Annotated in this window: 21 protein-coding genes; 17 read left to right on the forward strand and 4 right to left on the reverse strand. The window is 67.4% G+C overall.

Annotated features, from left to right (window positions below; translation table 11 throughout):
- Positions 1-5: 5 nt before the first annotated feature.
- Both AC0QU1_RS15945 and AC0QU1_RS15950 read right to left on the reverse strand, forming a co-directional pair.
- A complete protein-coding gene (locus AC0QU1_RS15945; protein WP_483570620.1) occupies positions 6-1,520 on the reverse strand; it encodes an ABC transporter substrate-binding protein in 1,515 nt (504 codons plus the stop codon).
- 185 nt (positions 1,521-1,705) lie between these two features.
- The gene (locus tag AC0QU1_RS15950) at positions 1,706-2,353 is read right to left on the reverse strand and encodes a TetR/AcrR family transcriptional regulator (RefSeq protein ID WP_483570621.1); all 648 of its coding nucleotides are present in this window, start codon (positions 2,351-2,353) and stop codon (positions 1,706-1,708) included.
- A 52-nt stretch (positions 2,354-2,405) separates the two neighbouring features.
- On the opposite strand from AC0QU1_RS15950, the gene AC0QU1_RS15955 reads away from it, so the two are divergent.
- From AC0QU1_RS15955 to AC0QU1_RS15995, 9 genes are read left to right on the forward strand one after another with little or no spacing between them, the layout of a single operon-like run.
- Complete coding sequence (locus AC0QU1_RS15955; protein WP_483570622.1) at positions 2,406-3,722, forward strand: family 1 glycosylhydrolase; 1,317 nt, start codon at positions 2,406-2,408, stop codon at positions 3,720-3,722.
- Positions 3,719-4,759 carry a Gfo/Idh/MocA family protein gene (locus tag AC0QU1_RS15960; protein WP_483570624.1) on the forward strand — a complete coding sequence of 347 codons (1,041 nt, stop codon included), beginning with the start codon at positions 3,719-3,721 and terminating at the stop codon, positions 4,757-4,759. The genes AC0QU1_RS15955 and AC0QU1_RS15960 overlap by 4 nt, the downstream gene beginning before the upstream one ends.
- Positions 4,756-5,547, forward strand: a complete 792-nt coding sequence (locus AC0QU1_RS15965) for a hypothetical protein (RefSeq protein ID WP_483570626.1) — start codon at positions 4,756-4,758, stop codon at positions 5,545-5,547. Before AC0QU1_RS15960 ends, AC0QU1_RS15965 begins: the two co-directional genes overlap by 4 nt.
- A complete protein-coding gene (locus AC0QU1_RS15970) occupies positions 5,544-6,653 on the forward strand; it encodes a Gfo/Idh/MocA family protein (RefSeq protein ID WP_483570627.1) in 1,110 nt (369 codons plus the stop codon). Before AC0QU1_RS15965 ends, AC0QU1_RS15970 begins: the two co-directional genes overlap by 4 nt.
- Complete coding sequence (locus AC0QU1_RS15975; protein WP_483570628.1) at positions 6,653-7,561, forward strand: TolB family protein; 909 nt, start codon at positions 6,653-6,655, stop codon at positions 7,559-7,561. Before AC0QU1_RS15970 ends, AC0QU1_RS15975 begins: the two co-directional genes overlap by 1 nt.
- Positions 7,551-8,453 (forward strand): 3-keto-disaccharide hydrolase, encoded by a 903-nt coding sequence (locus AC0QU1_RS15980; RefSeq protein WP_483570629.1) that lies wholly within the window; start codon positions 7,551-7,553, stop codon positions 8,451-8,453. The genes AC0QU1_RS15975 and AC0QU1_RS15980 overlap by 11 nt, the downstream gene beginning before the upstream one ends.
- Positions 8,450-9,358, forward strand: a complete 909-nt coding sequence (locus tag AC0QU1_RS15985) for a sugar phosphate isomerase/epimerase family protein (RefSeq protein WP_483570631.1) — start codon at positions 8,450-8,452, stop codon at positions 9,356-9,358. Before AC0QU1_RS15980 ends, AC0QU1_RS15985 begins: the two co-directional genes overlap by 4 nt.
- Before the next feature lie 37 nt (positions 9,359-9,395).
- Positions 9,396-9,764, forward strand: a complete 369-nt coding sequence (locus AC0QU1_RS15990; RefSeq protein ID WP_483570632.1) for an EthD family reductase — start codon at positions 9,396-9,398, stop codon at positions 9,762-9,764.
- Positions 9,761-10,645: an arginase family protein gene (locus tag AC0QU1_RS15995; RefSeq protein ID WP_483570633.1), complete on the forward strand. Its 885-nt coding sequence runs from the start codon at positions 9,761-9,763 to the stop codon at positions 10,643-10,645. Before AC0QU1_RS15990 ends, AC0QU1_RS15995 begins: the two co-directional genes overlap by 4 nt.
- A 200-nt stretch (positions 10,646-10,845) precedes the next feature.
- On the opposite strand, the gene AC0QU1_RS16000 is transcribed toward AC0QU1_RS15995, so the two are convergent.
- Positions 10,846-11,703: a Rossmann-fold NAD(P)-binding domain-containing protein gene (locus tag AC0QU1_RS16000; RefSeq protein WP_483570634.1), complete on the reverse strand. Its 858-nt coding sequence runs from the start codon at positions 11,701-11,703 to the stop codon at positions 10,846-10,848.
- A gap of 136 nt (positions 11,704-11,839) precedes the next feature.
- On the opposite strand from AC0QU1_RS16000, the gene AC0QU1_RS16005 reads away from it, so the two are divergent.
- Positions 11,840-13,078, forward strand: coding sequence for an FAD-dependent monooxygenase (locus AC0QU1_RS16005; protein WP_483570635.1), 1,239 nt, complete (start codon positions 11,840-11,842; stop codon positions 13,076-13,078).
- A gap of 33 nt (positions 13,079-13,111) precedes the next feature.
- Complete coding sequence (locus tag AC0QU1_RS16010) at positions 13,112-13,831, forward strand: TetR/AcrR family transcriptional regulator (protein WP_483570637.1); 720 nt, start codon at positions 13,112-13,114, stop codon at positions 13,829-13,831.
- A 392-nt stretch (positions 13,832-14,223) separates the two neighbouring features.
- On the opposite strand, the gene AC0QU1_RS16015 is transcribed toward AC0QU1_RS16010, so the two are convergent.
- Positions 14,224-15,402: an ROK family protein gene (locus AC0QU1_RS16015; protein ID WP_483570638.1), complete on the reverse strand. Its 1,179-nt coding sequence runs from the start codon at positions 15,400-15,402 to the stop codon at positions 14,224-14,226.
- A 456-nt stretch (positions 15,403-15,858) separates the two neighbouring features.
- Here AC0QU1_RS16015 and AC0QU1_RS16020 point away from each other — a divergent pair, with 456 nt between their 5' ends.
- The 6 genes from AC0QU1_RS16020 to AC0QU1_RS16045 all read left to right on the forward strand — a co-directional run bounded on the left by AC0QU1_RS16020 (position 15,859) and on the right by AC0QU1_RS16045 (position 24,448).
- Positions 15,859-18,735, forward strand: a complete 2,877-nt coding sequence (locus tag AC0QU1_RS16020; protein WP_483570639.1) for a TIM-barrel domain-containing protein — start codon at positions 15,859-15,861, stop codon at positions 18,733-18,735.
- Between the two features lie 515 nt (positions 18,736-19,250).
- Positions 19,251-20,210 carry a polysaccharide deacetylase family protein gene (locus AC0QU1_RS16025; RefSeq protein WP_483570640.1) on the forward strand — a complete coding sequence of 320 codons (960 nt, stop codon included), beginning with the start codon at positions 19,251-19,253 and terminating at the stop codon, positions 20,208-20,210.
- Positions 20,211-20,265: 55 nt separating this feature from the next.
- A complete protein-coding gene (locus AC0QU1_RS16030; RefSeq protein WP_483570641.1) occupies positions 20,266-21,528 on the forward strand; it encodes a sugar ABC transporter substrate-binding protein in 1,263 nt (420 codons plus the stop codon).
- Between the two features lie 24 nt (positions 21,529-21,552).
- Positions 21,553-22,455, forward strand: a complete 903-nt coding sequence (locus AC0QU1_RS16035; RefSeq protein WP_483570642.1) for a carbohydrate ABC transporter permease — start codon at positions 21,553-21,555, stop codon at positions 22,453-22,455.
- On the forward strand, positions 22,452-23,285 hold the full coding sequence (locus tag AC0QU1_RS16040; protein WP_483570643.1) for a carbohydrate ABC transporter permease: 834 nt from the start codon (positions 22,452-22,454) through the stop codon (positions 23,283-23,285). Before AC0QU1_RS16035 ends, AC0QU1_RS16040 begins: the two co-directional genes overlap by 4 nt.
- 2 nt (positions 23,286-23,287) lie before the next feature.
- A complete protein-coding gene (locus tag AC0QU1_RS16045; protein ID WP_483570645.1) occupies positions 23,288-24,448 on the forward strand; it encodes an ABC transporter ATP-binding protein in 1,161 nt (386 codons plus the stop codon).
- The last annotated feature ends 19 nt before the right edge of the window (positions 24,449-24,467 follow it).

A 24,467-nucleotide genomic window follows, 5' to 3' on the forward strand; every position in this document is an offset into this window, starting at 1 on the left:
GTAGGTCAGGCCGCGGGCGCGTACAGGCTCAGCGGCGGCACGATGTTTCCTGGCAGCTGCGTCACTTCGATTGACGGAGCATGGATGTAGATGCGGTCGGTCACGAACCACGGTGCGAACCACGCCTGGTCGACGAGGTACGTGTTGAGCTCCTGGTACAAGGGTCCGGCCTCTTCGGGCGTCGCCACGCGGATCCGCGCGACCAGGTCGTCGACCACCGGATCGGTCGAGTTCTGCCAGTTGCCCGCACCGTTGGGAGCCACCTCGTCGCGGATGTTGCTCCACGGGTCGAGGAACATCGACCAGCTGAACTGGTGTGCGCCAAAGTCGGGAATACGGGCGAGCATGTTGGTGGTGGGGATGCTCTCATACTCCACCGTGATGCCCACGTCGGCGAGTTGCTGCTGGACGACGGCGTCGAACGCGGCCGACCAGTCGGAGGACGGCATGGGCAGAGTGAATCCCTCGGGGTAGCCCGCCTCGGCGAGCAGCGCACGCGCCTTCTCGGGATCGTAGGGGTACGCGTCGTCCAGATCGGCCGAGTAGGCGACCGTGGCCGGATTGAAGATCTGCGTCGTCACCTGCCCATAGCCGAGCTGAATACTGTCGAGGATCGCCTGGCGGTCGAACGCGAAGTTGATCGCTTGACGCACGCGCACGTCGGCGAGCTCGGGTACCACAGCACCAGTGCGGTCGGTAAGGAACAGTCCGGTCCAGTCGACCGGGTTCTCCTGCACGACGAGGCCCTCGGACTCGGCTTCTTCCACCCACCCGGGAATGCCCGTCGCGGCGTCGACGGCACCTGACTGCAGTGCGGCCAGACGAGCGCGGTCGTCGGTGAGCGGCTTGATGGAAAGCGCGTCGAACGGATAGGCATCGGCCTGCCAGTAGTCGGCGTTGCGTACGAACTCGTACGAGCTCCCGGTGGTGGACGCGGTGAGGTCGAGCGTGTACGGCCCCGAGCCGACCGGCTCGGTCGCCAACGTGCCGGCCTCGATCGCAGCTGGGCTGGCCATGAAGCCGCCGTTCTCGGCGAGACTTCCCTCGAGGCCGGGATCCGGCTGCGCAAGCTTGAGATCCACCGAGAACTCGTCGACGGCGACGACCTCGTCGACCGATGCAAGCTGCCCCGAGGCGAACCCGCTGCCGGCTTTCATCGACTCGACGTTGGCAACGACCGCTTCGGCGTTGAAAGGCGTGCCGTCGGTAAAGGTCACGTCATCGCGCAAGTCCAGGCTCAGGACGGTTCGGCCCTCGTTCCAGCTCCAGTCGGTGGCGAGGTCGGCGACGATCTCACCGTCCGCATCGAGCTGCAGGAGGCTGTCGTAAAGGGGCTGAAGGTACTGCAGGTAGTGCCCCGCGCCAACATCGGCGGGGTTCCATGACGTCACGTCGACCTGAGCACCGATCGACAGTCGGCTGGTGTCGGCGCCGCCGCTGGAGTCATCGGCGGCACAGCCGACGAGTGCGACGCCGGTGGCCGCGATCAGCGACATGGTGAGAAAGATCTTGGCTCGCATGGTGCCTCTTGCTTGTCGAAGGATCGGGATGGTCGAGCGAATCGGTGCCAGGGCGGCACACTGTGTGGCTCGACCAAACTACCTACAAGTCGGTCGGTTTAAGAAGAGGCACTGCGAGAAGTTACGGTCACGAAACGTGCCGGAAATGCCGTAGCAAGGAGGGCCGTGGCCCGGGACGCGGTATGTCAGACGACGAGCGAGCGCTTGAACTGGTCGACCCATGCCGCGAACAGGGCGGGATAGTCGAAGTCCTCGGGCGCGTGCAGCCACTGGTTCTGCAATCCCTCGACCATCGCGACGACGTGATACGCAGTGACGGTGGGATCGAGGTCGGCAGGCACCTCGCCCACCAGGATGCTGCGGCGGAAGCCGTCCTCGACCAGCTGGCGAGCCGTGCGGTAGTGGGCGGCAGAGAGCGCCTGGCCGGGATGGTTCCCAGGCGCGGACTCTGCGGCGATCAGGTGGGTGAACTGGACGAAGTCGTACCGGCCGACGTTGATGCGCGCCATGGCGAGGAACGCATCCATGACCTCGAACCCGGTCGCGTTCTCGGGAATGAGCCTCTCGAACAGGGCGAGATCTTCGCGCTCACGCTCCTCTATCACAGCGACGAACAGATCGTCCTTGCTCGCGAAGTGGTGCAGGAGACCCGGCATCGACAACCCGGACGCCTTGGCGATCTCGTTCAGCGACGCACCGCGGTAGCCGCGCTCCGAGAAAGCGGCCTGGGCCACCGCGAGGATGCGCGATCTCGCCGCGCGCCCCCGAGGAGAAGAGCGTCGGCGCAACGGGCCGTCGATGCTGGCTACACCCGTCGATCGGTCGTTCGGCATGATCTCTTCTCAGTACAGGTCGTCGCGGACATGGTTATAGTACGGATCACACGTGTGGCGCGTGACGGCTTCGGCCGCGAGCGAATCGATCCCCCATGCATCACTTGGAGAGATCGTGTCCCACCGTACCCCTTCCGCTCCCCCACGCCTCGGCAGCGAGACGACACGCACGCACCCGGTGCCCCCCACCCGCGGCGAGTTCCTCTGGGGTGCTGCTACTTCCGGCCACCAGGTCGAGGGCAACAACGTCTCCAGCGACTGGTGGCAGCTCGAACACTCGGGAAGCACTGTGCTCGTCGAGCCCAGCATCGACGCTTCCGATCATCTCAGTCGTTGGCCCCACGACCTCGATCTGCTGAGCGGTCTCGGTCTGAACGCGTATCGATTCAGCCTGGAGTGGAGCCGAATCGAACCTGAACGGGGTCACACGTCCCACGCTGCCGTCGACCACTACCGCCGCGTGGTCGAGGGATGCCTCGAGCGCGGGCTGTCGCCCGTCGTCACCCTCCAGCACGTGACGCTGCCGGCGTGGTTCCGACGCGATGGCGGCTGGGACCAGCGCGACGGCGTCGAGCTCTTCGCGCGGTTCACCGAGACGGCGCTGCCGATCCTCGAGGGCGTCGACTGGGTATGCACGATCAACGAGCCCAACCTCCAGCCACTCATGACGAGGCTGCACGCAGGCGACCAGCGCGCCCTCAATGCGTGGCACGGCGGACCAGTGCCCGACGCTACCGACAACGAGATCGAACGACTCATCGACGCTCACCGCGCTGCCCGCGATGTCGTGCGCTCGGGCACGGGAGCTCTCGCAGGATGGTCTGTGGCCGTATCGCCCCTGCACACCGACGAGGCCGGCCGCGAGGCGGCCGAGCACTGGGCGGAAGCGCACGAAGGGGTCTTCCTGCGCGCTGCTCGCGAGGACGACTTCATCGGGCTGCAGACTTACACCCGCGCCCGGTTCGACGCGTCCGGCGCAGTCACGCCTGGCGGCGGCGACCGGATGACGCAGATCTGGGAGTTCTACCCCGAGGCGCTCGGCGAGGCTGTGCGGGCGGTCGCCGATGTCGTGGGCTCGGTGCCCATCCTCGTGACCGAGAACGGGGTGCCGACGGCCGACGACGCGGAGCGAATCGAGTACCTGCAGCGCGCCCTCGCCTCACTCGACGAGGTGCGGACCGCAGGGTACGACGTGCGCGGCTACCTGCACTGGTCGGCTTTCGACAACTACGAGTGGGCGTTGGGCTACGCGCCGACCTTCGGTCTCATCGCCGTCGATCCCGTCACGTTCGAACGTCATGTCAAGCCGAGCGCCGAGTGGCTCGGCGCGTACGCGTGCGAGCGCATGGCTGCGGCGAGGACGTCGTGAGCACGCGGCTCGGCGTCGGAATCGTCGGGTGTGGTCAGGTCACTCAAACGGTGCACCTGCCCGCACTGGCGGCGCTGTCCGACCTGTACGACGTCGTCGGAGTGTGGGATGTCGACGCCGCCACGGCCGAAGCCGTCGCAGCCCGCTCGGGCGCGCGGGTGCTCGAGACATTCGAGGCCCTGCTCACATCGCCCGAGATAGACATCATCGTCATCGCGAGCCCTGACCGATTTCACGCCGACCAGGTGATCGCCGCGTGCGTGGCTGGCAAGCGTGGCGTGCTCTGCGAGAAACCGCTGGCGACCTCGCCAGCCGAAGCTGAGGCCATCTCGACGGTCGCAGAGCGCACGGGCGTGCCGATCCTGGTGGGCGCGATGCACGCGTTCGATCCAGGGTGGACCGCGATGCGCAACGAGATGGCAGAAATCCCCGGGTTCGCGCACACCGTGCGCGTCTCGGCGATGCTGCCGCCGAACTCCCGCTTCACCGACATCACCACCGAGGCGCTGCCGACATCACCCGCTACCCCCGCGCCCGCCGGCGACGTCGACGCTGAGACGCTCCTGCGCTGGGGGATCCTCGGTCTCGCCGTGCACGACATCCCTCTCGTGCGCACGTTCGTGCCTGACTGGCGCGACGCCCGCGTGGTCTTCGCCCGCGCACTTGCTCCGTTCGGCTACGAGATCGTCCTTGTGGCCGGTGAACGACGGGTCGAGCTGCACGCCTCCGCGACCGAGAACTGGCATCCGGACTGGACGTTGACGGCGATCGGCGACGACGCGGCTGTCGAGATCTCGTTCGCACCGTCATTTGTCAGTTCGGGTTCGGCAGTCGGCACGCACATGACGCCCGGATCGTCGGTCTCGTTCGGTCCCTACCCCGAGAACGGCTACCTGGCGGAGTGGCTGCACCTTCACCGCGTCGTCGAGGCGGGAGCGAGGATCGCGGTCGACCAGCCACTCGACGATGCCCGGTTCACGGCACTCGTCGCCGAGCAGGCGACCGACTGGCTGCGAGCCGAGGAAGGACTCTCATGAACCAACGACTGATCGTCGCGACGCCGCAGGCGGCGGCGGACGCAAGGCTGCGGGAAGCGGTCGCCTCGCTGCCGGAGACGCTCACCGTCGGCCCGGCGGCGCTCGCCGAGGTCGCGGCCGTCGATGGTTCCGCCGGATGGCCGACGCGTATCAAGGATGCCGCCGCCCGATCCCGTGGCGCAATGCTCTTCGAACCCGTGCCGGCCGACGCGGAGCCTCTCCTCGATTCCGAAAGCACGGTGGCGGTGCGGTGGCGGTACGGTTCGGATGCGGTACTCGCTCGTCTCGCCGACGAGATCGCCGCGCTCGGTCGCGGCCGCCCAGTCGAGTGCCGGGTCGAGGCAGAGCCGGACAGCGATCCGGAGAGTGTGTTCGTGAGCCAGATCGCGCTGGTGTCCCGCGTTCTGCGCGAGCAGCCGCTCGCCGTGCGCGTGCTGCACCGATCGCGTCGTGGCTACCACGCGGTGGTGACCTTTCCCGGGACATCCGCCCACCTGGACACAGCAATCACGGCCGCGTCCGCTCCGCAGGCACGCCTACGTCTGATCGACGACGGCTCCTCGGTCAACGCCGTCCTGCCCAGCGGATCCCACCCTCGTCCCGATGTGATCACAGTTCTCACGACCGACGGCGCGAAACGCCTACCCACGTCGTGGGAGAGCCGCGATCGCGCTGCGTGGCGACGACTGGCCGGCGCCCTCGGTTCGGGTGAGCGCCTCGACGACCTGTCCCTGCTGTGTGCGATCTCCCGCGTGATCCGCACCGACGAGAGGAGCGGAGTCCTATGACCGGTACCGGGCCCGTAGGAGTCGGCGTCATCGGCGCGGGCATGATCAGCGAGCAGTACCTGCACAACCTCTCTCGCTACCCCGACGTCGCTCTACGGTTCGTCGCCGACCGCAACCCCGATCGTGCGCGCTCGCAGGCGGACCGCCACGGTGTCACCCGCTCGGGGAGCGTCCACGATCTGCTCGCCGACCCGCACGTCGAGATCGTCGTCAACCTGACGCGGCCGGCGAGTCATGCGGAGGTGAGCGGCGCGGCCCTCGCCGCAGGCAAGCATGTGTGGAGCGAGAAACCGATCGGCGTGAGCCGCTCCGAGGCGACCTCGCTCGCCGCCTCCGCTCGCGAGGCGGGCCTGCTGCTCGGCGTCGCACCCGACACGCTCCTCGGGCCTGGCCTGCAGCACGCCGTACACGATGCACGGTCCGGTCGGCTCGGCTCGCTGCTGTATGCCGTTGCGGCCATACAACATCCCGGCACGGAGTTCTGGCATCCCAACCCCGACTTCCTCTACGCCGCCGGCGGCGGACCCGTGCTCGATTCAGGCCCGTACTACCTTTCAGCCCTGTGCTACGTGTTCGGCACGGTGGCGCGAGTGACCGCCGTGGGCGGACGAGCGTTCGACTCGCGCTCTGTGCGGCTGGGCGGTCGTCGTGGCGAGGTCTTCCCCGTCGAGACCACGACGAACGTGGGTGCGCTGATCCAGTTCACCTCCGGTGCCTATGCGATGTGCCATTTCAGCTTCGACTCGCCGCTGATCCGCCTCGGCAAGCTCGAGGTGACCGGTACCAGTGGCGTGCTGCAGCTGACCGATCCCAATGAGTTCGGAGGCCGACTGCGGCTGATCGGCGCCGAAGATCAGCACGGCGTGGTGAGCGAGGCCGATCCCGAGCCGTTCGGCCGCGGCGTAGGCGTGGTCGACATGGCCCGCACGATCCGCTCCGGTGGGCACATCGTTGCCGGCACCGGCCTCGCGCTCCACACGCTGGACGTGCTCCTCGCCATGGACGCCGCGGTCGCTTCGGCGCAGCCGGTTCCGGTGACTTCGACGCTCGACGAGGTCCCGCTGCTGCCCGCAGGCTGGGACCCCCTCGAACGGACGATCGCATAATGACGGATCTCACCACCGAGACGCTCCAGGCACGCCGGCTTGCACCAGGTCAGCGGTGTCGCGTGATGGTCGCTTTCATCGACGGTCGACCGCCCGAGCTCGTCCACGAGACCAGGGAAACGCTCCTCGAAGCGCCGAACTGGACAGACGACGACTCGCTGCTCCTCAACGGAGACGGCGTCATGTGGCGGCTCGACCTTGAGACCGCAGAACTCACGCGGGTGCCTTTCCACAGCATCCCACCGGTCAACAACGATCACGTCCTCGCCCCATCGGGTGACACCGTCTTCATGTCGGCGATGGACGGGCACATCTACGCCGGCCCCATCGCCGGCGGCACGGTGCGTCGTGTGACGACCGACGAGGTGCCAGGTCGATGGCACTTCCTCCACGGCGTGAGTCCCGACGGCGGGCAGTTGGCCTACGTCGCGTTCGAAGGAGCCTTTCACGGTGCTCACACTGCGAACATCCATCTCCTGGATCTCGCCGATGGGAGGGATCGGCCGATCACCATTGGCGACCGGCACGCCGACGGCTGCGAGTACTCGCTCGACGGTGGGTGGATCCTCTTCAATACCGAGGCATTCTCCGAGCGACCCGGCCACGCACAGCTCGCACGGGTGCGCACGGACGGCACGGGCCTCGAGCAGCTGACGTTCGATGAGCGGGTGAACTGGTTTCCCCATGTCGGCCCCGACGGGCGGCACCTGGTGTACCTGAGCTACCCGCCGGGGACAGAAGGGCACCCGCCCGACCTGACGGTCGAGCTGCGGCTGGTGCGGGACGGTGCGTTCAACGACCCCGCGACCGTCGCCACCCTCTCCGGCGGCCAGGGCACCATCAACGTGCCCAGCTGGTCGCCCGATGGCACCCGGTTCGCCTATGTGGAGTATCCCCATGCGCGCTGAGGCCGACGTCGACGAACGATACCCCGACATTCTGACGGACGACGGTTTCCGTCCCCTCTTCGACGGTTCATCGCTCGCGGGATGGCAGGCCATTCCCCGTGTCTACGGCGACGTGTACCCCGGGGGCCCGTCGCTGGCGGCTGCGCTCGCGGCCGAGGGCTTCGCACCTCCGCCCCACCCCGAACGCCACCCCGCCCGGTGGAGCGTCGAGAACGGGGTGCTCGTGGGCCAGCAGGGCACGCCGGGGTATGGCGGATACCTCGTCACGGACCAGGCCTTCGGCGACTTCGACCTGGCACTCGAGATCAAGCCCGACTGGCCCGCCGACACGGGCGTGGTCCTGCGCCAGCACCATTCGGGTTGGGCCGGGTTTCAGGTGCTGGTCGATCATCGTCCCTCCGGGGGCATCGGCGGCTTCTTCGGCAACGGCCTGGCCAGCTTCGCAGCCCTCGCGTTCGCGGTCGACGCGAAGCGCGACGCCGGCGGTCGGGCGGTCGGACTCGTACTGGACGACCCGCGCACGAGCGTCGAGCCCGTGACCGCGGCGAAAAGGCGGCTACTGCGCCGCGCCGCGACCGGCGAGGAGTTCCTGCGTCGGTGGCGATGGGCCGACTGGAACGAGCTGCGGGTGCGCTGCGTCGGCGGCGCGTTGCCGGTGCTGTCCACCTGGATCAACGGACTACTCGTCGCCGAGCTGGAGACCGCGACGATCGACGTGCCGGGGTACCGGCCCGCTGATGTGGCCGCCCACCTCGGAGTCGCAGGCCGGATCGCTCTCGAGGTGCATGACAACGACGCGAAGTTCGGGGAGGCGCGGTGGGGTGCCCACGCGCAATGCCGTTGGCGCGGCATTCGCATTCGCGAACACGACCTAGGAGAAAACCACCGATGACGTCTCGGATCGCAGTGTCGAGCTTCAGCTTCTACCGCCTACTGGGCCCGCTGCGCCTCGAGCGCCGCAACGCGGCCGGGGAGGTCGAACCGATGGTGGTACCCATGCCCCAAGAGATGACTCTCGTGGAGCTGTTCGAAGGTGTGCGTACACGTCTGGGCATTGACTCCGTCGAAGTCTGCCAGGTGCAGATCGGGGATCGCTCTGCCGAGGCGATCGGCGCTCTACGCGCTCAGCTCGACAGGCTCGACATGACCGTGCGCACCGTGCCGATCGACATCGGTGAGCTCTCCTGCGCCGACCCGGTACGCGTGCGCGACGACGTCGAGCGCATCACCGGATGGTTCGACGTAGCGAAGCAGCTGGGCGCGCGCTTCGTGCGCGTCAAACCCGGATCACCCGACGACGACGCACAGGATGGTCTCCTGACCGCGCTCGACGTACTCGCCGACCGTGCCGACGAGCGTGGGCTGCGGCTGCTCGTCGAGAACCACGGGGACCGCAGTTCCGACCCCGACTTCCTCCTGGGGCTTCGCGACGAGGTCGGCGCCGACCGCCTCGGCATCCTGCTCGACCTGGGCAACTTCGAGCCGCTCATCGAGATCGCCCTCGCGCGCTTTCTCGGTCACGAGATCGACGACGTCGAAGTGGATACGTCCACGCTCTACGACCGCATCGCGCGTCTGGCGCCCGCCGCGACGCTCGTCCACGCCAAAGCGCTCGACCCTGCGCGCGACGGGACCGCGCTGATCGACATGGACCGCTCGCTGCAGCTCGTGGCCCGGTCAGGCTTCGACGGTCCCGTCTCCATCGAGTGGGAAGGATCGCACGGCGATCCCTGGGCCCACATCGGCGAGATGGCGACATCTATACACCGCGCTTTCCCCGCTTCCACGTCCCTCTGACCATCTGTCTGCCATCACCCCGAAAGGACACACCGCAATGTATACGATCGCCTTCTTCACTCGACGAGTGCCCGGCATGTCGCACGAACAGTTCCTGGAGCACTACCGCACCACCCACTTCGCGCTGGCGTCCAAGATGCCGGGGCTGGTCTCCTACATGCAGTCCGAGCTCCTGCACGGCGACGAGGCCTGGTCCGGCGGCGACAGCTTCGAGGAGTACGACGCCTTCTCTCTGTACGTCTACGAGAGCAAGGAGGCGGCAGACGCCGCCTATGCCTCTGCCGAGGGCGTGCTGGTCGACGAGGACACCCCGAAGTTCATGGAGTGGGCCAGCATCCGGGCCGGGTCCGCTCAGGTCATCCAGCGCTTCGACGCTACTGAGCCGATCAGGCCAGTAGTCCGATGAGCAACCTCGAGCGACACACGACGCTGCGTCTCATCTGGCCCCAGTGGCAGGGCGCAGGCGTCGGGAGCGTTGCCCCGCTTGCTTCGGAGTTCCCGCTTCCCGTCGCGCGCCGCGGCTACGCCGTCGGTGCAGCTGTGCTCGGGGCCGTCCTCCCGCCCAGCAGCGGTCCGGTCGCCCATGTTCCGGTCGCGATGGACGACACCGGTCTCGAACTACGCGACGGCATCGAGGCGAAGAACATCGTGGCGCAGCAGCTCGGCGCGGCCCTCGACGTGATCGATGAGCACACTCCTGAGCGACTGCTCACACTTGGTGGCGAGTGCTCCGTGAGCGTCGCGCCCTTCTCCTATCTGGCGTCGCGTTACCAGGACGATCTCGCGATCATCTGGATCGACTCGCATCCCGATGTCGGCACACCGCAGAGTGCGTATCCCGGCTATCACGCAATGGCCGTCTCGACACTCACGGGCGCCGGCGACGGCGAGATCGTCTCGCAACTGCCCGGCACCGTACCGCCGTCGCGGGTCGCGCTCGTCGGTCTCCATGCCTGGGAGGACGACGACTATCCACGGATCGCCGAGTGGGGCATCGCCTCGTTCGCCCCCGACGACCTGCGGCGATCGTCGACCGCGCTGCTCGAGTGGCTACGGTCCACAGGGTGCTCGCGTGTCGCCATCCACTTCGACGTCGACGCCATCGACAGCGAGGAGATCGTCCTCGGGCTTGGCAAGGAGCCCCACGGGCTCACCAGCTCGCAGGTGCGGCGCATCGTCGCGGACCTGGATGAAGCCGCGGATGTAGTGGGCCTCACCATCGCGGAGTTCTTTCCGCGTCAGGTGATGCACTTCCAGAGCACGGTGGCCGGGTTCCCGCTCATCTGAGGCCTCCGAGGCGGCGGCGAGATCCCTCCCGCCGCCTCGGTGCGTAGAGGATCCGCCAGCAAGCGCCTCATCGAAGGCGCGTGCCGCGGTAGGTGGACCCGATCGCCCGCGCCGCAACGAAGCATCCACGGGTCGCGGTAGATCGGCAGAGTTTGGGGCTGTGACGTGGGCATGGACCGACGAGTATCCAATGTCCGTGCCTAGACACGTTGCAGGAGGGCATCCGAAGCGGTGAGGAGGCGGTTGATGTGGGCCTGGTCGAGTCCACGGGACGGCAGGATCGGCTGAGCTCGGTTGTTGAACATGAGCCCGGTGCGCCCCTCCAGCTCCGGGGCGAACAGGACCGGTAGGATTCTTTCGGCGTAGGACTGTGGAGACTGTGTCAGGGCTCCGACGAGTGCTTCGACCAGCCGGTAGAGGATGCTGCGCCGGTTGAGGTAGTTGGCTCGGATGTCGGTCTGGATGAGGCCGGGGTTCAGGCCGAAGTACGCCGGGCCGGGTAGCCGATCGGCCCCGGCAAGAACGAGCGCCTCGTTGCCGGCGACGGTGTTCATGTGCGCGTGACCGGATCGGTAGGACGCCTCGGAGTTGAGGTCGTCGGGATTGCCGCGAGCGCCCGTACCGGGAGCGCCCATGACGAACACGCGGGGCTGCGGCGCGCCCTTGGGGTGAGCTGTCCCGAGCCTCGGGCTGAGACCTCGGAGGACGGCGTATCGACTCAGGTAGCTGACCGCCAGGTCGCGCTCGATGCCTTCGCCGGTTTCTTCCCTGGTCCTGGCCGCGGTGATTCCCAGCGTGAGCACGACGACGTCGTAGCTCTCGGCGGGTAGCTCGCGGCCGAGGCGGTCGGCCTGGCGCATCGACGACAGGTCCGCCTTGACGAACGTCAGCCGGGGTTGGGGATCGTCGCGGAAGGTTCGCCCGACGACGGTGACCTCGGCGCCACGTGCCAGTGCCTGCTGCGCGATGGTCCGTCCGAGGCCGTTCGTCCCGCCGATCACGGCCAGCCGCTTGCCGAACAGGTCGAGTCGCCCAACGGGCGTCGGGTGCAGGACCACGCTTCGGTCCGGTGTTCCGTTCAGCCCCATGGCCACCGTTACCTCCCATGTGACGTTGATGACTGACCAATATGACCAGCTCGGTCAGTTAGACTAGCACGCAGGGCGAGTGGATCACCGACGTGAAGGAGTGCTCATGACGACGAACGCAGGCCAGCGAGGTCGTGCTCTGGTGGTCGGGCTCGGGGTCGCGGGCATTGCCACCGCGCTGCGACTACGGCAGGTGGGTTGGGAGCCCGTGCTAGTGGAGCGGGCGCCCGCGCGCCGCTCGAACGGGTACTTCATCCTGCTGTTCGGTGCCGGCGTCGCCTCGACGCGACGGCTGGGCGTGCTGGATGCGATCGGCGACCGCGGTCATCCGCGGCTGGTCACCCATGAGGTGAACCGGGCCGGGCGCCGCCACCCTGGCATGAGCCCGGTCAACATCCCCAACCTGGTCACCAAGCCCCGGCACCTGCTGCGCGGCGACGTGGAACAGGGACTGTTCGCGGCGCTGCCTGCCGATGTGGAGATCCGCTACTCCACCGTGCCCACCCACGTGACCCAGGACGAGGGCACCGACTCACCTGTCGAGGTCACGCTGCAGGACACCGCCTCGGGCGCCGTCGTCACCGAGCGCTTCGACCTGGTCGTGGGTGCCGACGGGCTACGTTCGACGGTGCGCGAGCTCGTCTTCGGACCGCACGAGAAGTACCTGCATTCACTGAACTACATGATCGGCGCCACCGCGCTCGACGCTCCGGTCGAGGGCTTCGGCCTGCACGAGGGCCTGGTGCTGGCCGAGCCCGGGCGCTCGGCCTGGACGTTCCCGTTCGCCGACCACGCACCGAGCCTGCTGTTCTCCTACCGCACCCGCGACATCGACGCCGAGTTCACCCGCCCGGCGATCGAGTCCATCCGAGCCGCCTTCGGCCCCAAGCCGCCCGGCCAACTGCTGGAGAACCTGTTCACCCGGTTCGAGCAGGCACCGGAGTACCTGTTCGACTCCGTACATCAGGTCAAGATGCCAAGCTGGCACCGCGGCCGGGTCGTCCTGGTCGGCGACGCCGCCTGGTGCGTGACCCTGTACGCCGGCATGGGCGCCTCCAGTGCCATCGCCGGTGGCGAGTTGCTCGGCACCATGCTGCGGCACCACCCCGACGACCTGCAGGGAGCGCTGCGGGCGTGGGAAGCCCAGCTGCGCCCGTTCATCCACACCGAACAGAGCAGTGCCATGATCATGCGTAGGCTTTTCACGCCGGGCGACCGCAGGGAGCGGCTCACGCGCACCGCTATGATCCGCCTCATGCGCACACCGGTCCTCGGCCCGGCCATGGGCCGGATCATGCCCGGCCCGGACACGCGGAACAAGGACCTCGACATCGCCGCGGCATGAGCACCACAACACGTACGGAAGAGGACGACTTCGGTGAGCCAGCTGATCGAGCACCGCTCGCGTAAAGCCGCCCGCATCCTGGACAGCGCCCACGAACTGGTGCTCGACCACGGTGTGCACAAGGTCACTGTCAGCGAGATCGCCCAAGCAGCCGGGGTAGCCAAGGGCACCGTCTACCTGTACTGGCCGGCCAAGGAAGACCTCATCCTCGGGCTGTACGCCCGCGAACTGCTGGCCTTCCTGGACGAGATCATCGACCGCGTCACCGCCGACCCCACCGCTGTGCTGCCGCGCCACTTGGCCCCACTGCTGGTCCGCACGGGGCAGCATTTTCCACTGACCCGCCGCCTCAACAGCGGCGCCGCCGACGCACTGCGGCTGATCTCCCAGCATGCCAGCGACCGTGACCTGTTCGCCCGCACCACACCCACCGCCCTGGGCGAGACCGTCCTGCCGATCTTCCACCACCACGGCCTGATCCGCCAAGACCGGCCGCTGTCCGCCCAGACCTATACCGTGCACGCCGTGCTGACCGGATTCGGCATCGCCGCCTCCGACCCGGCCACCCAGGCATTTGGTGTCGACGACCCACAAACCCTCCTCGCCGACACCATGACCCTGCTGCTAGAGCCGCCCGACGCACCCGGGCCGCAAGCCGTCGCCGCAGCCGCTGAACAGTTCACCGCCATACTCCGCCAAACCCGCGACGCCGTGCTCGACCTCATCAGCCGCAGCCAAACCACCCACAGGTAACCGCACACTCCGCCCAGGACTGCTGCACGGAGAGCCAGGAGCTCTTCGGTGTCACGGACATGAGGTTGACGGCGTAGTAGGTGCGACAGCATTGCCAGGCACGCCTTGGCGTTCTACGGCATGCGGCTCGACGGAGCGGCAAGCCGCTGCCGGACGACGGCAAGGTGACGCTACTGGAGAAGCAGGCCGGGGTGATCGTTAGCTGACTGGACCACACGTTGAACGAGAACGAGCAGTCCGGTCAGTACTTCACCGGCGCGTGCGGGCTCTGCGACGTGCCCGGGGTTGAGCGTGGAGACCAAGAACGACCTCTGATGACAGGTGGGTGAGGCAAGCGCCCGCGCTGCCTCACCACGCACGGGCAACCACAGCCGTGGACCGTGCGCTTCCGCCTACGGCTGCCAGCCGAGCAGCACTTCCTGGGCGGCAAGCGCCCCCGCTCCCACGACTGCGGCGCGGCTCCCCAGCACGCCAGCCCGCGCCTTCACCCTGGGGATCATATCGAGCGGGATGCTCCGCTCGATGCCCTCCCGTATGCCGGTGACCACCGGGACGACGGCAGCCCCCAAGGAGCCGTCGACCACGATGACGTCCGGCTCCAGCAGCACGACGACGTCCGCGAGGCGCCGGCCCAGCACGCGACCGAACTGCTCCAAGGCGTGCACGACGACCGCCTCCCCTGCCTTGGCCGCATCAAGGAGCTGCTCCTGGGTGTAGTCACGCACCAGCGCCCGCGAGACGTCGCGGCGCACGAGCTCGAGGCTGGCCACCTGCCACAGACAGCCCCGACCGCCGCAGTAGCAAAGATCGGAACTCTCGCTGACTCGCAGGTGCCCGATCTCGCCTACCCGCCCCGACCTTCCCCGTCTAAGCGCGCCGTTGAGCACGAGCCCGGCCCCCGTGCCATACGTCAGGCTGAGGTGCATGACCACCTGCTCGCCCGCCCCAGCCCCGAAGACAGCCTCCCCCAGCGCCGCGAGATTGGCGTCGTTCTCGGCGATCGTGCGGACGCCCAGGTGCTCCGAGACGTGCTCCCAGAGGTAGGCCTCACCCCAACGCAATAACCGGTCAGGCAGCTCCTCACCTGCTCGACCGGCTGTCACGGCGTACGGCGACGGGCCCGGTAGCCCGGCGACCGCGTACGAGAGCTCTGCGCGGTCGACGCGGGCCTCGGCAAGCGCACGGTCAAGCAGCGCGAGCGCGCGCTCCGAAGGGTTCCAGCTGGGCACACGGGGGTCTCCGTCCCAGGGCTCAGCGTCTCGGACGTAGGACAGGACGGAGCCGGAGAGGTCCACCACCCCCGCCACCAGGCCATGTGCCCATGGCAGCAGGACGGTGACAGGACCATGCGGTGTCACGAGCCCTACTTGACGAGCTGGGCGCCCCCGCCCGAGCTGGGGCGCTGCGCTCTCATCGAGGACTCCAGCCCGGAGCAACCTGGACACGACTCCCACGACCGTGGTGCGCGGCAGGGCAGCGGCGGCGGCCAGCCCGGTCAGGGTCAGCCGCTTGCCGCCCACCAGCTGTGCCAGTACCCGGCCCTCAGCCTCGGTCTGCGTCCCTGTCTCCACGACTTCTCCTTCTCTCCCTCGACTAATTCTACGATACCGTCAAATATGGGCGCAGTTACATTACCTGCCATTTGGTCAGCTTCGGGACCGCAGCCTCCTGCTTAATGACGCACTTGTCGTAAACAAATCGAAACCGCAATGCGTCTCGGCACTATTGACGAGGCCCAGGGAGGCCCGTACGTTGCAGCCGCAGGCAGTGATGGTGCCTCGTTCGGGTGACCGAGGTGCGAGCGATGTGGCTCGCACCGCACGTCACCGTGTCTGGTCTCGACTCGTCTGCTCCTGACCGGAGGAGCAGCGCCATTCGGCATACGAGCCGTGCCTCGATCAACGACGCGGCCACCTACTGACGACCTGTGGGCGGCGCGGTGCTGTCGCGCTGCGTCCGTCGACGTGCCCAATGAAGGGAAGGACGGCATGAACCGACACAAGAGATGGCGAGGAACGGCTGCGATCGTGGGCCTCGCCGCAAGCGTGCTCGTTGCCGGGGGCTCGTTCGCCCCGGTCAGCGCCGCACCAGAGGTAGCGGCACAGGCGCCTGCTGGTGTTGACGTATCCGCCAAGATCGACATGAGTGCTGGCTTCGCCACGGACGGCGCCTCCGTCGTCACCCCGAACGCCCGCTTCCAGGTGCTCAGCGACGACCTCGTGCGCCTGGAGTACTCCCCCGAGGGTGCGTTCCTGGACCAGCCCACGTTCAACGTGCTGAACCGCAAGTTCGAGGTGCCCGAGTACACAGTGCAGCGCCAGGGCAGCTGGGTCAGCATCCGAACCAGCAAGGTCGAACTCCGGTACCGGCTCGGGTCCGGGCCGTTCTCCACCGACAACACGCGCCTGACACTGCTCACCTCCACCTCAGGCAAACCCAAGGAGATCGCGCCTGCGTGGATGGGCGTGTGCACCTTCGGGCAGGTCTGCCAGTCCGGTTCAGCGACGCTGAGCGGCGGCGCGGAGCTGCGCGGGAACTACAAGGAATATGAGAGCCCCTCCGGAGTCATCGCCGGCTTCACGACACCCGGGGCAGAGGCCACTTGGCAGGTCCTCGGCAGCCCCGCCGTCGCGAAGTCGAAGCTCCGGGTCCGCTACGCCAACGACGGGACGTCAGCCCGCACCGTGACCCTGCTCGTCAACGGCGAACCGCACGAGCTGAAGCTGGCCTCGACCGGCGGCCTCAACCAGTGGAAGTCCGACCTGACCCGCGCCCGGCTGAAGGCCGGCACCAACGAGATTAGCGTGCGCTGCGCCGACGGGGACGACTGCAACGTCAGCATCGACCACATCGCCGTCTCCGAGCCCGGCAAGCAGGCGCTCCCGGTCGAGTCCGAGGACCCGCTCGGTGGCTACATCCGGTCCTTCGACTCAGCCAACGGTACGTTCAGCGGAACTGCCGAGTGCCCTCCCGAGGAGCCCCTCGGGGTCAACTGCGACGCCAACCAGCCGCGCAAGCAGCAGGGCGTGCTGAACCGCGACGGCTGGTACCTGCTCGACGACAGCCGCTCCGACGTGTGGACCCAGGACGGGTGGATCGAGCCGCGGCCCGCCGGTGACATCCAGGACGGGTACCTCTTCGGCTATGGCACCGACTACAAGTCCGCACTGGGCGACCTCGCCGGGCTGATTGGTCCCGCACCACTGCTGCCGACCTACGCCTTCGGCAACTGGTACTCCCGCCTGAACCAGTACACCGCCGAACAGTACAAGAACGAGCTCTTGCCCGCCTTCAAGGAGAACGGCGTCTCCCTCGATGCCCTCGTGATCGACACCCTGTTCAAGAGCCCGAACGGCTGGAACGGCTGGAACTGGAACAACCGGTACTTCCCGGACCCCGGAGCATTCATGACGTGGGCCAAGGAAAGCGGCCTCAAGGTCACCGGCAACATCCACCCCAGCATCGCCCGCAACGACCCCAAGTACCCCGAGACCGAGGCCATCGCCGACGGGCCGCTCGAGCAGTCCCTCTGCATCGGTCAGGCCATCGAGCCCTCGACGCCCTGTGGCGTCTTCGACTGGAGCGACCGGGCGCAGGCCGAGGCGTACATGAACCTGCACCAGGACTTCGAGGACGACGGCTTCGACTTCTGGTGGCTCGACTGGTGCTGTGACGCCAGCTACTCCTCGTCCACGGGCGCGACCCCGGACGGGCTGGTCAACCACGTCTACGCCCAGTCCGAGCGCAACGACGGGGAGCGCGGCTTCGTGCTGTCCCGCATCGGCGGCTCCTACGAGCGCACCCAGCCCATCGGCCAGACAGGCTGGGCCGGCCGTTACATCACCGGACCCTGGGCGGACCGCCGGTCTGCGGTCCACTTCACCGGCGACACCGTCGCCACTTGGGACACCCTGGCCTACCAGGCGCACCTCACCCAGGACGAAGCCGCCATCGGCATGCCCTACGTCAGCCACGACATCGGCAGCTTCGGCGGTTCGCCCGGCGCCGGCGGCGTGGTCCCCAACGACCTGTACCTGCGGTGGATGCAGCTCGGGGCCTTCCAGCCGATCTTGCGCCTGCACAGCACAAGCGGCGCCCGCCTGCCCTGGCAGTACGACCAGCCGACCCGCAAGGTGGGCAACACCTTCATGCGTCTGCGCGAGCAGCTCGTGCCCTACCTCTACACCCTGGCCGAGGACGCCACCAAGAGCGGCCTGCCCATGACCCGACCGCTGTACCTCGAGTACCCTGGCCAGGCCAAGGCCTACAAGTTCCAGGACCAGTACCTGCTGGGCACCGACGTTCTCGTGGCGCCTATCACCACTCCCGGCGAGGCCGCCAAGCGCGACGTCTGGTTCCCGCCGGGTACCTGGACCGACTGGTTCACCGGCACGACCTACCATGGCCCCAAGACCGTGAGCATCGAGACCCCGCTGGACCGCATGCCGGTCTTCGTCAAGGCCGGCGGCGTCGTGCCGCTTCAACCCAACGACGGTCACGCGGGCGACGCCAACACCGCACCGCTCACCCTGCGGGTCTTCCCTGGCGACTCCGGAGAGTTCAGCCTCTACCAGGACGCCGGCGACGGCCTCGGCTACCAGAAGGGCGAGTTCGCACGCACGTCGATCTCCACCAAGGGCGCCGCCAGCGCCAACCGCTCGCGGGTGACGATCGGTGCCGCTGTCGGCAACTTCAGCGGGCAGCAGCAGACGCGCCAGTTCACCGTCCAGATGGAGAACCTCACGCGACCAACAGAGCTGCAGGTCAACGGCCAGACACTGCCGAGCACAGGCTGGAGCTACGACGAGGCAAAGCGCAGCGTCACGGTCACACTGTCGGTGCGGCATGACAGCGGCGCCGTAATCACCCAGATCGGCGGCAAGGTCCTCCGACCGCGCGCATGATGCTGTGCTGCTGCAATGCCAGCACACGCAACGTATAGCACCAACCCGGGCTCCCGGTCACCGACGTCAACCGGACGCCGGCGACCGGGAGTCCGGCTCTATGCCGGCGCGCCCACGCCTGCAACGGTCAGCAGGTGGTAGAGGAGAACCCGCAGCAGTGGCGGCGTCGAGATCCGACACGAGGTCACGGTGCATCAGCTCCTGTGGAGCCTGAGCTCAAGAGCCACGTCGGCAAGAAGAACCCCAGACCGCGCGCTCGACGGCGAGAGGTCGAAGCAGCGATCACGGCGTATGAAGCCGCGATGAGCAAGGACTGATCGAGCCTCCCGTCGCGCACATGGTGCGCGAGGAGGTAGTGGTCAGGGCAAGCGTCGGAAGGTGGTTCAGATTTACACCCTCGTAATGGCGCGCCCATCTCGATGAAACCGGCGGGAGCGATCTTGTACTACAAGACGCCGTGAAGGACGCATCTCAATGCGCCAGATCGGCCATCAGGTGTACAAGATGGAGATCCCGTGGTTCTGGACTGGATCACCCGCGCCGGCGAACGCCCTCGCGACTTCGTTGGCTACGCTGACGCGCCGCCCGAATTTCAGTGGCCAGGTGACGCTCGGGTAGCGGTCAACTTCGCGATCAACTTCGAAGAGGGCACGGAGCGCAGTCCGCTCTTGGGTGATGGCGCGCGCGACTCGCGCACATGGGTGCGCTCCCCGTTGCCCGAGAGCGAGCGCGACCTCATGCAGGAGGGCGAGTATGAGTACGGCACGCGTGCCGGGATCTGGCGCCTGCTGCGTACATTCGGTGAGCACGACGCGCCGTTCAGCGTGTTCGTGTCGTCCGAGTCGCTGGCCGTCCACCCGCACATCGCCCGAGCGTTCGCGGCAGCCGACTGTGACATGGTTTCGCACGGGTCGCGCTCGATCAGTGTCCTCGGGCGTGATGAGGCCGGTGAGCGCGCGGACTTGCGTCACAGTGTCGACCAGACCTTCGCGCTGACTGGCAAGCGCATTCTTGGCGCATTTCCCCGCCCTCCGATCACGGAGCGCACCCGGCGAGTGCTGGCGGAAGAAGGGTTCCTCTACGACTCCGCTACCGCGAACGACGACATCCCGCACTACGCGGACGTCGCGGGGCGCCCAATGCTCGTGCTTCCTTACGCAGTCGACACCAACGACGCCCGTTTCTGGGGCGGCCAGACCGGCCCTGGTTTCACCGGGAGTACCGACTTCTTCGACTATCTCCGGGATGCCTTCGACGTCCTGTACGCCGAAAGCGCGCATACGGGTCGCATGATGTCGGTCGGCCTGCACGCTCGGATCATGCGCCCGGGTAGGGCCGCTTCACTGACGCGCTTCCTGGAGTACCTCCGGGGCTTCGACGACGTGTGGATCGCGCCGCGCAACGACATCGCGATCGCCTTCGCGGAACGGTTCGCTCCGCCGAACGCATGGAACTGGCCGCTCAGCTCCTCCTGACCTATCCGTTCCCACGCGACCCGAACCATGCAACCCGATATCAGAAAGGCTTGATATGACTTCCTTCACCACTCGTGGCCGCTCTGCCGCGCTCGGCGCGACGGCTGCCACGGCCATGCTCCTAGCCGGCTGCGGCGCAACTGGCGCCGCCTCGGACTCGTCCACCGACGGGGAGGTCACCCTCGTGGTTGCCAACTCCCAATGGGTCGACGCCTTGCGCGGCGAGAACCTCTGGAACGCCGTGAAAACGTTCGAGGAGTCCCACCCCGACATCACCCTTGAGCAGGAAGCGATCCCGTCGGCCGAGATCGACGCGCGGCTCACGACCGAGTTCGGCGCAGGGCAGGGCCCTGACGTCGCGATCATGCAGGAGGGCCTGTTCTACACCCTGCAGGACGCCGGGTTCCTGGCACCGATCGACGATGCCCTGGAGGGTGTGGAGGGCCTGAACGCGACCAATGACGCCGGTGTCGTCGACGGCGACCGGTACGGGCTGGCCTGGCAGCGCGCGGTCTACGCGCTCATCTACAACACCGATCTCGTCGGGGCGGACGCCGTTCCCACGACCCCCGAAGAACTGATCGCCGACGCACAGACCGTCGCGGACACAGGTGCGATCGGGTTTACCGGCCGCACGAGCATCACCGACTTCGGTGGCTGGTTCATGGACTTCCAGAACTGGGTGTACGGGTCGGGCGGCTCGTGGTCGGACGGCAAGAACCTCACGATCGACACCCCGGAGAACCTGGCCGCCATCGAAGCGTTCAAGGCGCTGTACGACGCGTCTCTCATCCCGGCAGGAGAGGACATGCCGACTCAGCGCACCCGCTTCAAGGAGGGGACGGTGGGCTACTCGATCGACAACTCCGGCGGCACGCTCAACATTGCGAGCGGCGGAACGATCCCGTCTACCTCTGTCGGCGCCGCGCCGCTTCCGTTCGAGAACCCTGGCGCGTACCAGCAGCTCTTCGTGGGAGTAAGCGCGACGACCGAGCAGGCGGAGGCTGCTCAAGAGTTCGTCACCTGGCTCGCGGGGGAAGAAGGCCAGTCGGCGCTGCGCGAGGCGTCCGGACCCGACACGCTTGCCACCGATGTGCCCCTGCTCGACGAGTTCGTCGAGGAGAACCCGTGGGCGCCGATCTTCGCCGAGCTCGCGCCCGAGGCCCGCAGCACGCTCATCGACGGGTACGAGGTCCAGACCCCGCAGATCATGCGCGTCGTCATGGAGGCGGTCGAGCGCGTGCTGACCGGCGGGGCAAACCCTGCCGAGGAGCTCGCCGCGGCCCAGGACACGATCGACCAGCAGTTCGGCTCGTAGCTAGAGGGCCGGACGATGACCACGATGGCGAACCTCCCCGCGGGGCGATCGTCCCGCGGCCGGGCGAAGCCCTATCTGATCCTGCTGCTTCCGATGCTGTACCTGGGAGCCGTTGTGTTCTACCCGCTGGGACGCGAAATCTGGATCAGCTTCACCAACGCCAACATCGCCAGTCCCAACGGCGGTGAGTTCATCGGGATCCAGAACTACCTCGAGGTCTTCTCCTCACCGCAGCTTCTGAGCTCCGTACGGGTCACCGCTGTCTACACGGTGGCGACGGTCGCAACCGCCATCATGCTCGGGGTCGTCTCTGCGCTCGCGGTGGACCGGCCGTTTCCGGGCCGGGCGTTCGCCCGGGCCGTCCTCCTGTTCGGCTGGGCCGTGCCCAACGTTGCGGCCGCGCTGGTCTGGTCGTGGATGTACAACCAGAACTCCGGGGTGCTCAACGGGATGCTCACCGGCATGGGCGCACCGGGCGTGGCGTGGCTCACCAGCACCGACCTCGCACTCTGGTCGGTCACTCTGACGACCGTGTGGCAGGTCGCCCCGTTCGTCATGCTCATCACCCTGGCGGCTTTGCAGGGTGTCCCGCCCGAGCTGCGCGAAGCGGCCCGGATCGACGGTGCCGACTCGCTGAACGTGTTCCGCACCGCGACGTTCCCGCACATCCGGCCCGCGATCGCCCTGGCCGCTCTCCTGGCTACGGTCTGGACCATCCGCCGGTTCGAGATCATCTACCTGCTCACCGGCGGCGGTCCGCTGGGTTCCACCAGCACGCTGGTTATCCAGCTTCGACGCGAGGCGTTCGAGAACTACGACCTGGGCGCCGCGGCGACCTACGGCGTGGTCGGTCTCGTGCTGTCCCTGTTCGTCACGGCCGTCTACTACCTCGTCGAGGGACGCGGAAAGGACCGGACCACGTCATGAGAGCCACCGTCATCGTCACCGGGGCGTTTCGCGCCTTCGTGATCCTCATCCTGGTCGCCTGCGCTGGATTCCCCGTGTACTGGATGCTGAACACGGCGCTGAGCACCGATAGGCAGCTGTACAGCACCGGCCAGGTTTTCTGGCTGCAGCTGCAGAACCTGCCCGCGCTCTTTGCCCGGATTACCGAGGTGCCCCTGCTGGCGTGGGCGGGAAACTCCCTGTTCGTCGCCGTCGGCACGACCGTGATCAGTCTCCTGCTCGGGTGCCTGGCCGGCTACGCGCTGAGTCGGTTCCAGTTCCGTGGCAAAAGCGTGGTCGCCTTCGGACTGTTCGTCACACAGGTACTGCCAGAAGCCCTCATCCTGGTGCCGCTCTACTCCTTGTTCATCTCGCTCGGCCTGCTCAACAACCTCTGGGGCCTCGTGCTCGCGAACGCCGGCTTTGCGCTCCCAGTGGCCACCTTCGTCCTGAAGGGCGCGATGGACGCCATTCCACGCGACATCGAGGAGTCCGCAGCGATCGACGGAGCACCGCGAATGAGCACCCTGACGATGATCATCCTGCCCCTGGTGATGCCGAGCATCGCGGCCGCTGCTGTCGTCTCGTTCTTTTCGGGATGGAACGAGTTCCTCTTCGCGAACACCTTCCTGCTGGACCGGACCTTGTGGCCCGCCTCGGTGGGCCTGGCGTCGTTCGTCGGGCAGTACGACACCCCGTTGCCGGCCGTGATGGCGTCGGCGCTGCTGTTCAGCGTGCCGGCCATCGTCTTTTTCCTCATCGTCCAACGCAAGATGGTCTCCGGCCTGACGGCCGGGGCCGTGAAGGGATAGCTATGCCCGACCTCGCATTCCGGTCCGTCTCCAAGGTCTACGGCGACAACCGTGTCGTGACAGCGGTCGACGCCGATGTGCCCGACGGCGAGTTTCTCGTGCTGTTGGGCCCGTCGGGCTGCGGCAAGTCGACCCTGCTGCGGATGATCGCCGGCCTGAGCGACATCACCGAGGGCTCGCTGCTCATCGACGGGCAGCGGGCAAACGACTGGGACGTACGCCGCCGGGGCGTGGCCTTCGTCTTTCAGTCCTACGCCCTGTACCCGCACATGACCGTGCGCGACAACATCGCCTTTCCGCTCGTGATGGATCACTTCAAGAAGTACCACCACCTCCCGATCCTGAACGCGATCATGCGACGGGTCCTCAGCCGTAGTCCCGAGGTTGTCGAGAAGGTGTCGACCATTGCCGAGCAGCTGGAGCTCACCGCGCTGCTGAACCGCAAGCCCGCCCAGCTGTCCGGGGGGCAGCGCCAGCGCGTCGCACTTGGCCGTGCACTGGTGCGAGACCCCTCGCTGTACTTGCTCGACGAGCCCCTCTCCAACCTCGATGCGAAGCTGCGCACGCAGATGCGCTCGGAGATCACGGCACTGCACCGCGCGGTCAGGAAGACCTTCGTCTACGTCACACACGACCAGGTAGAGGCCATGACCATGGCCACCAGAATCATCGTGCTCCGTGACGGCGTCGTGCAGCAGGCCGGCACACCGGACGAGGTGTATGCACACCCGACCAACACGTTCGTGGCCGGGTTTGTCGGCTCACCGCCGATGAACCTGATCCCGGTCACCGTCGACGGCCCGGGCACGGTGACTGCAGAGGGGGCGAGTTGGATGCTCGAGCGGCCGTACACGGAAGGGCCGGTCATGCTTGGCATCCGGCCTGAGCGCATCTCGCTCGCGACCAACGACTCCCTCGACATCCCGGCAACGGTCGTGACGGTCGAGAGGCTCGGCGGCGAGACGCTCTTCGGTTGCCACCTCGGACACAGCCCGCGCGAAGGGACATCGCTCGTTCCGCACGACCTGGTGCGGGTCCGGGTCCCCGAGAACCTCGCGCTCGAGCCCGGCACACGCTGCACGCTCGGGTTCGGTGCCGCCGACATCTCTTGGTTCGACCACGAGACGGGCAAGCGACTCGCCAATGCCCCCGCAGCCGTCTGATCCCTTCCCCTCGAATCTG

Source organism: Promicromonospora noduliphila, assembly GCF_056951025.1.

Excerpts from the sequence above, each read along its gene's own strand:
- AC0QU1_RS16045 (WP_483570645.1), top strand. The coding sequence starts at position 23,288 with ATGCCCGACCTCGCATTCCGGTCCGTCTCCAAGGTCTACGGCGACAAC.
- AC0QU1_RS16005 (WP_483570635.1), top strand. The coding sequence starts at position 11,840 with ATGACGACGAACGCAGGCCAGCGAGGTCGTGCTCTGGTGGTCGGGCTC.
- AC0QU1_RS15950 (WP_483570621.1), bottom strand. The coding sequence starts at position 2,353 with ATGCCGAACGACCGATCGACGGGTGTAGCCAGCATCGACGGCCCGTTG.
- AC0QU1_RS16030 (WP_483570641.1), top strand. The coding sequence starts at position 20,266 with ATGACTTCCTTCACCACTCGTGGCCGCTCTGCCGCGCTCGGCGCGACG.
- AC0QU1_RS15985 (WP_483570631.1), top strand. The coding sequence starts at position 8,450 with ATGACGTCTCGGATCGCAGTGTCGAGCTTCAGCTTCTACCGCCTACTG.
- AC0QU1_RS15990 (WP_483570632.1), top strand. The coding sequence starts at position 9,396 with ATGTATACGATCGCCTTCTTCACTCGACGAGTGCCCGGCATGTCGCAC.
- AC0QU1_RS15945 (WP_483570620.1), bottom strand. The coding sequence starts at position 1,520 with ATGCGAGCCAAGATCTTTCTCACCATGTCGCTGATCGCGGCCACCGGC.
- AC0QU1_RS15980 (WP_483570629.1), top strand. The coding sequence starts at position 7,551 with ATGCGCGCTGAGGCCGACGTCGACGAACGATACCCCGACATTCTGACG.
- AC0QU1_RS16035 (WP_483570642.1), top strand. The coding sequence starts at position 21,553 with ATGGCGAACCTCCCCGCGGGGCGATCGTCCCGCGGCCGGGCGAAGCCC.
- AC0QU1_RS16040 (WP_483570643.1), top strand. The coding sequence starts at position 22,452 with ATGAGAGCCACCGTCATCGTCACCGGGGCGTTTCGCGCCTTCGTGATC.
- AC0QU1_RS15975 (WP_483570628.1), top strand. The coding sequence starts at position 6,653 with ATGACGGATCTCACCACCGAGACGCTCCAGGCACGCCGGCTTGCACCA.
- AC0QU1_RS15965 (WP_483570626.1), top strand. The coding sequence starts at position 4,756 with ATGAACCAACGACTGATCGTCGCGACGCCGCAGGCGGCGGCGGACGCA.
- AC0QU1_RS15970 (WP_483570627.1), top strand. The coding sequence starts at position 5,544 with ATGACCGGTACCGGGCCCGTAGGAGTCGGCGTCATCGGCGCGGGCATG.
- AC0QU1_RS15995 (WP_483570633.1), top strand. The coding sequence starts at position 9,761 with ATGAGCAACCTCGAGCGACACACGACGCTGCGTCTCATCTGGCCCCAG.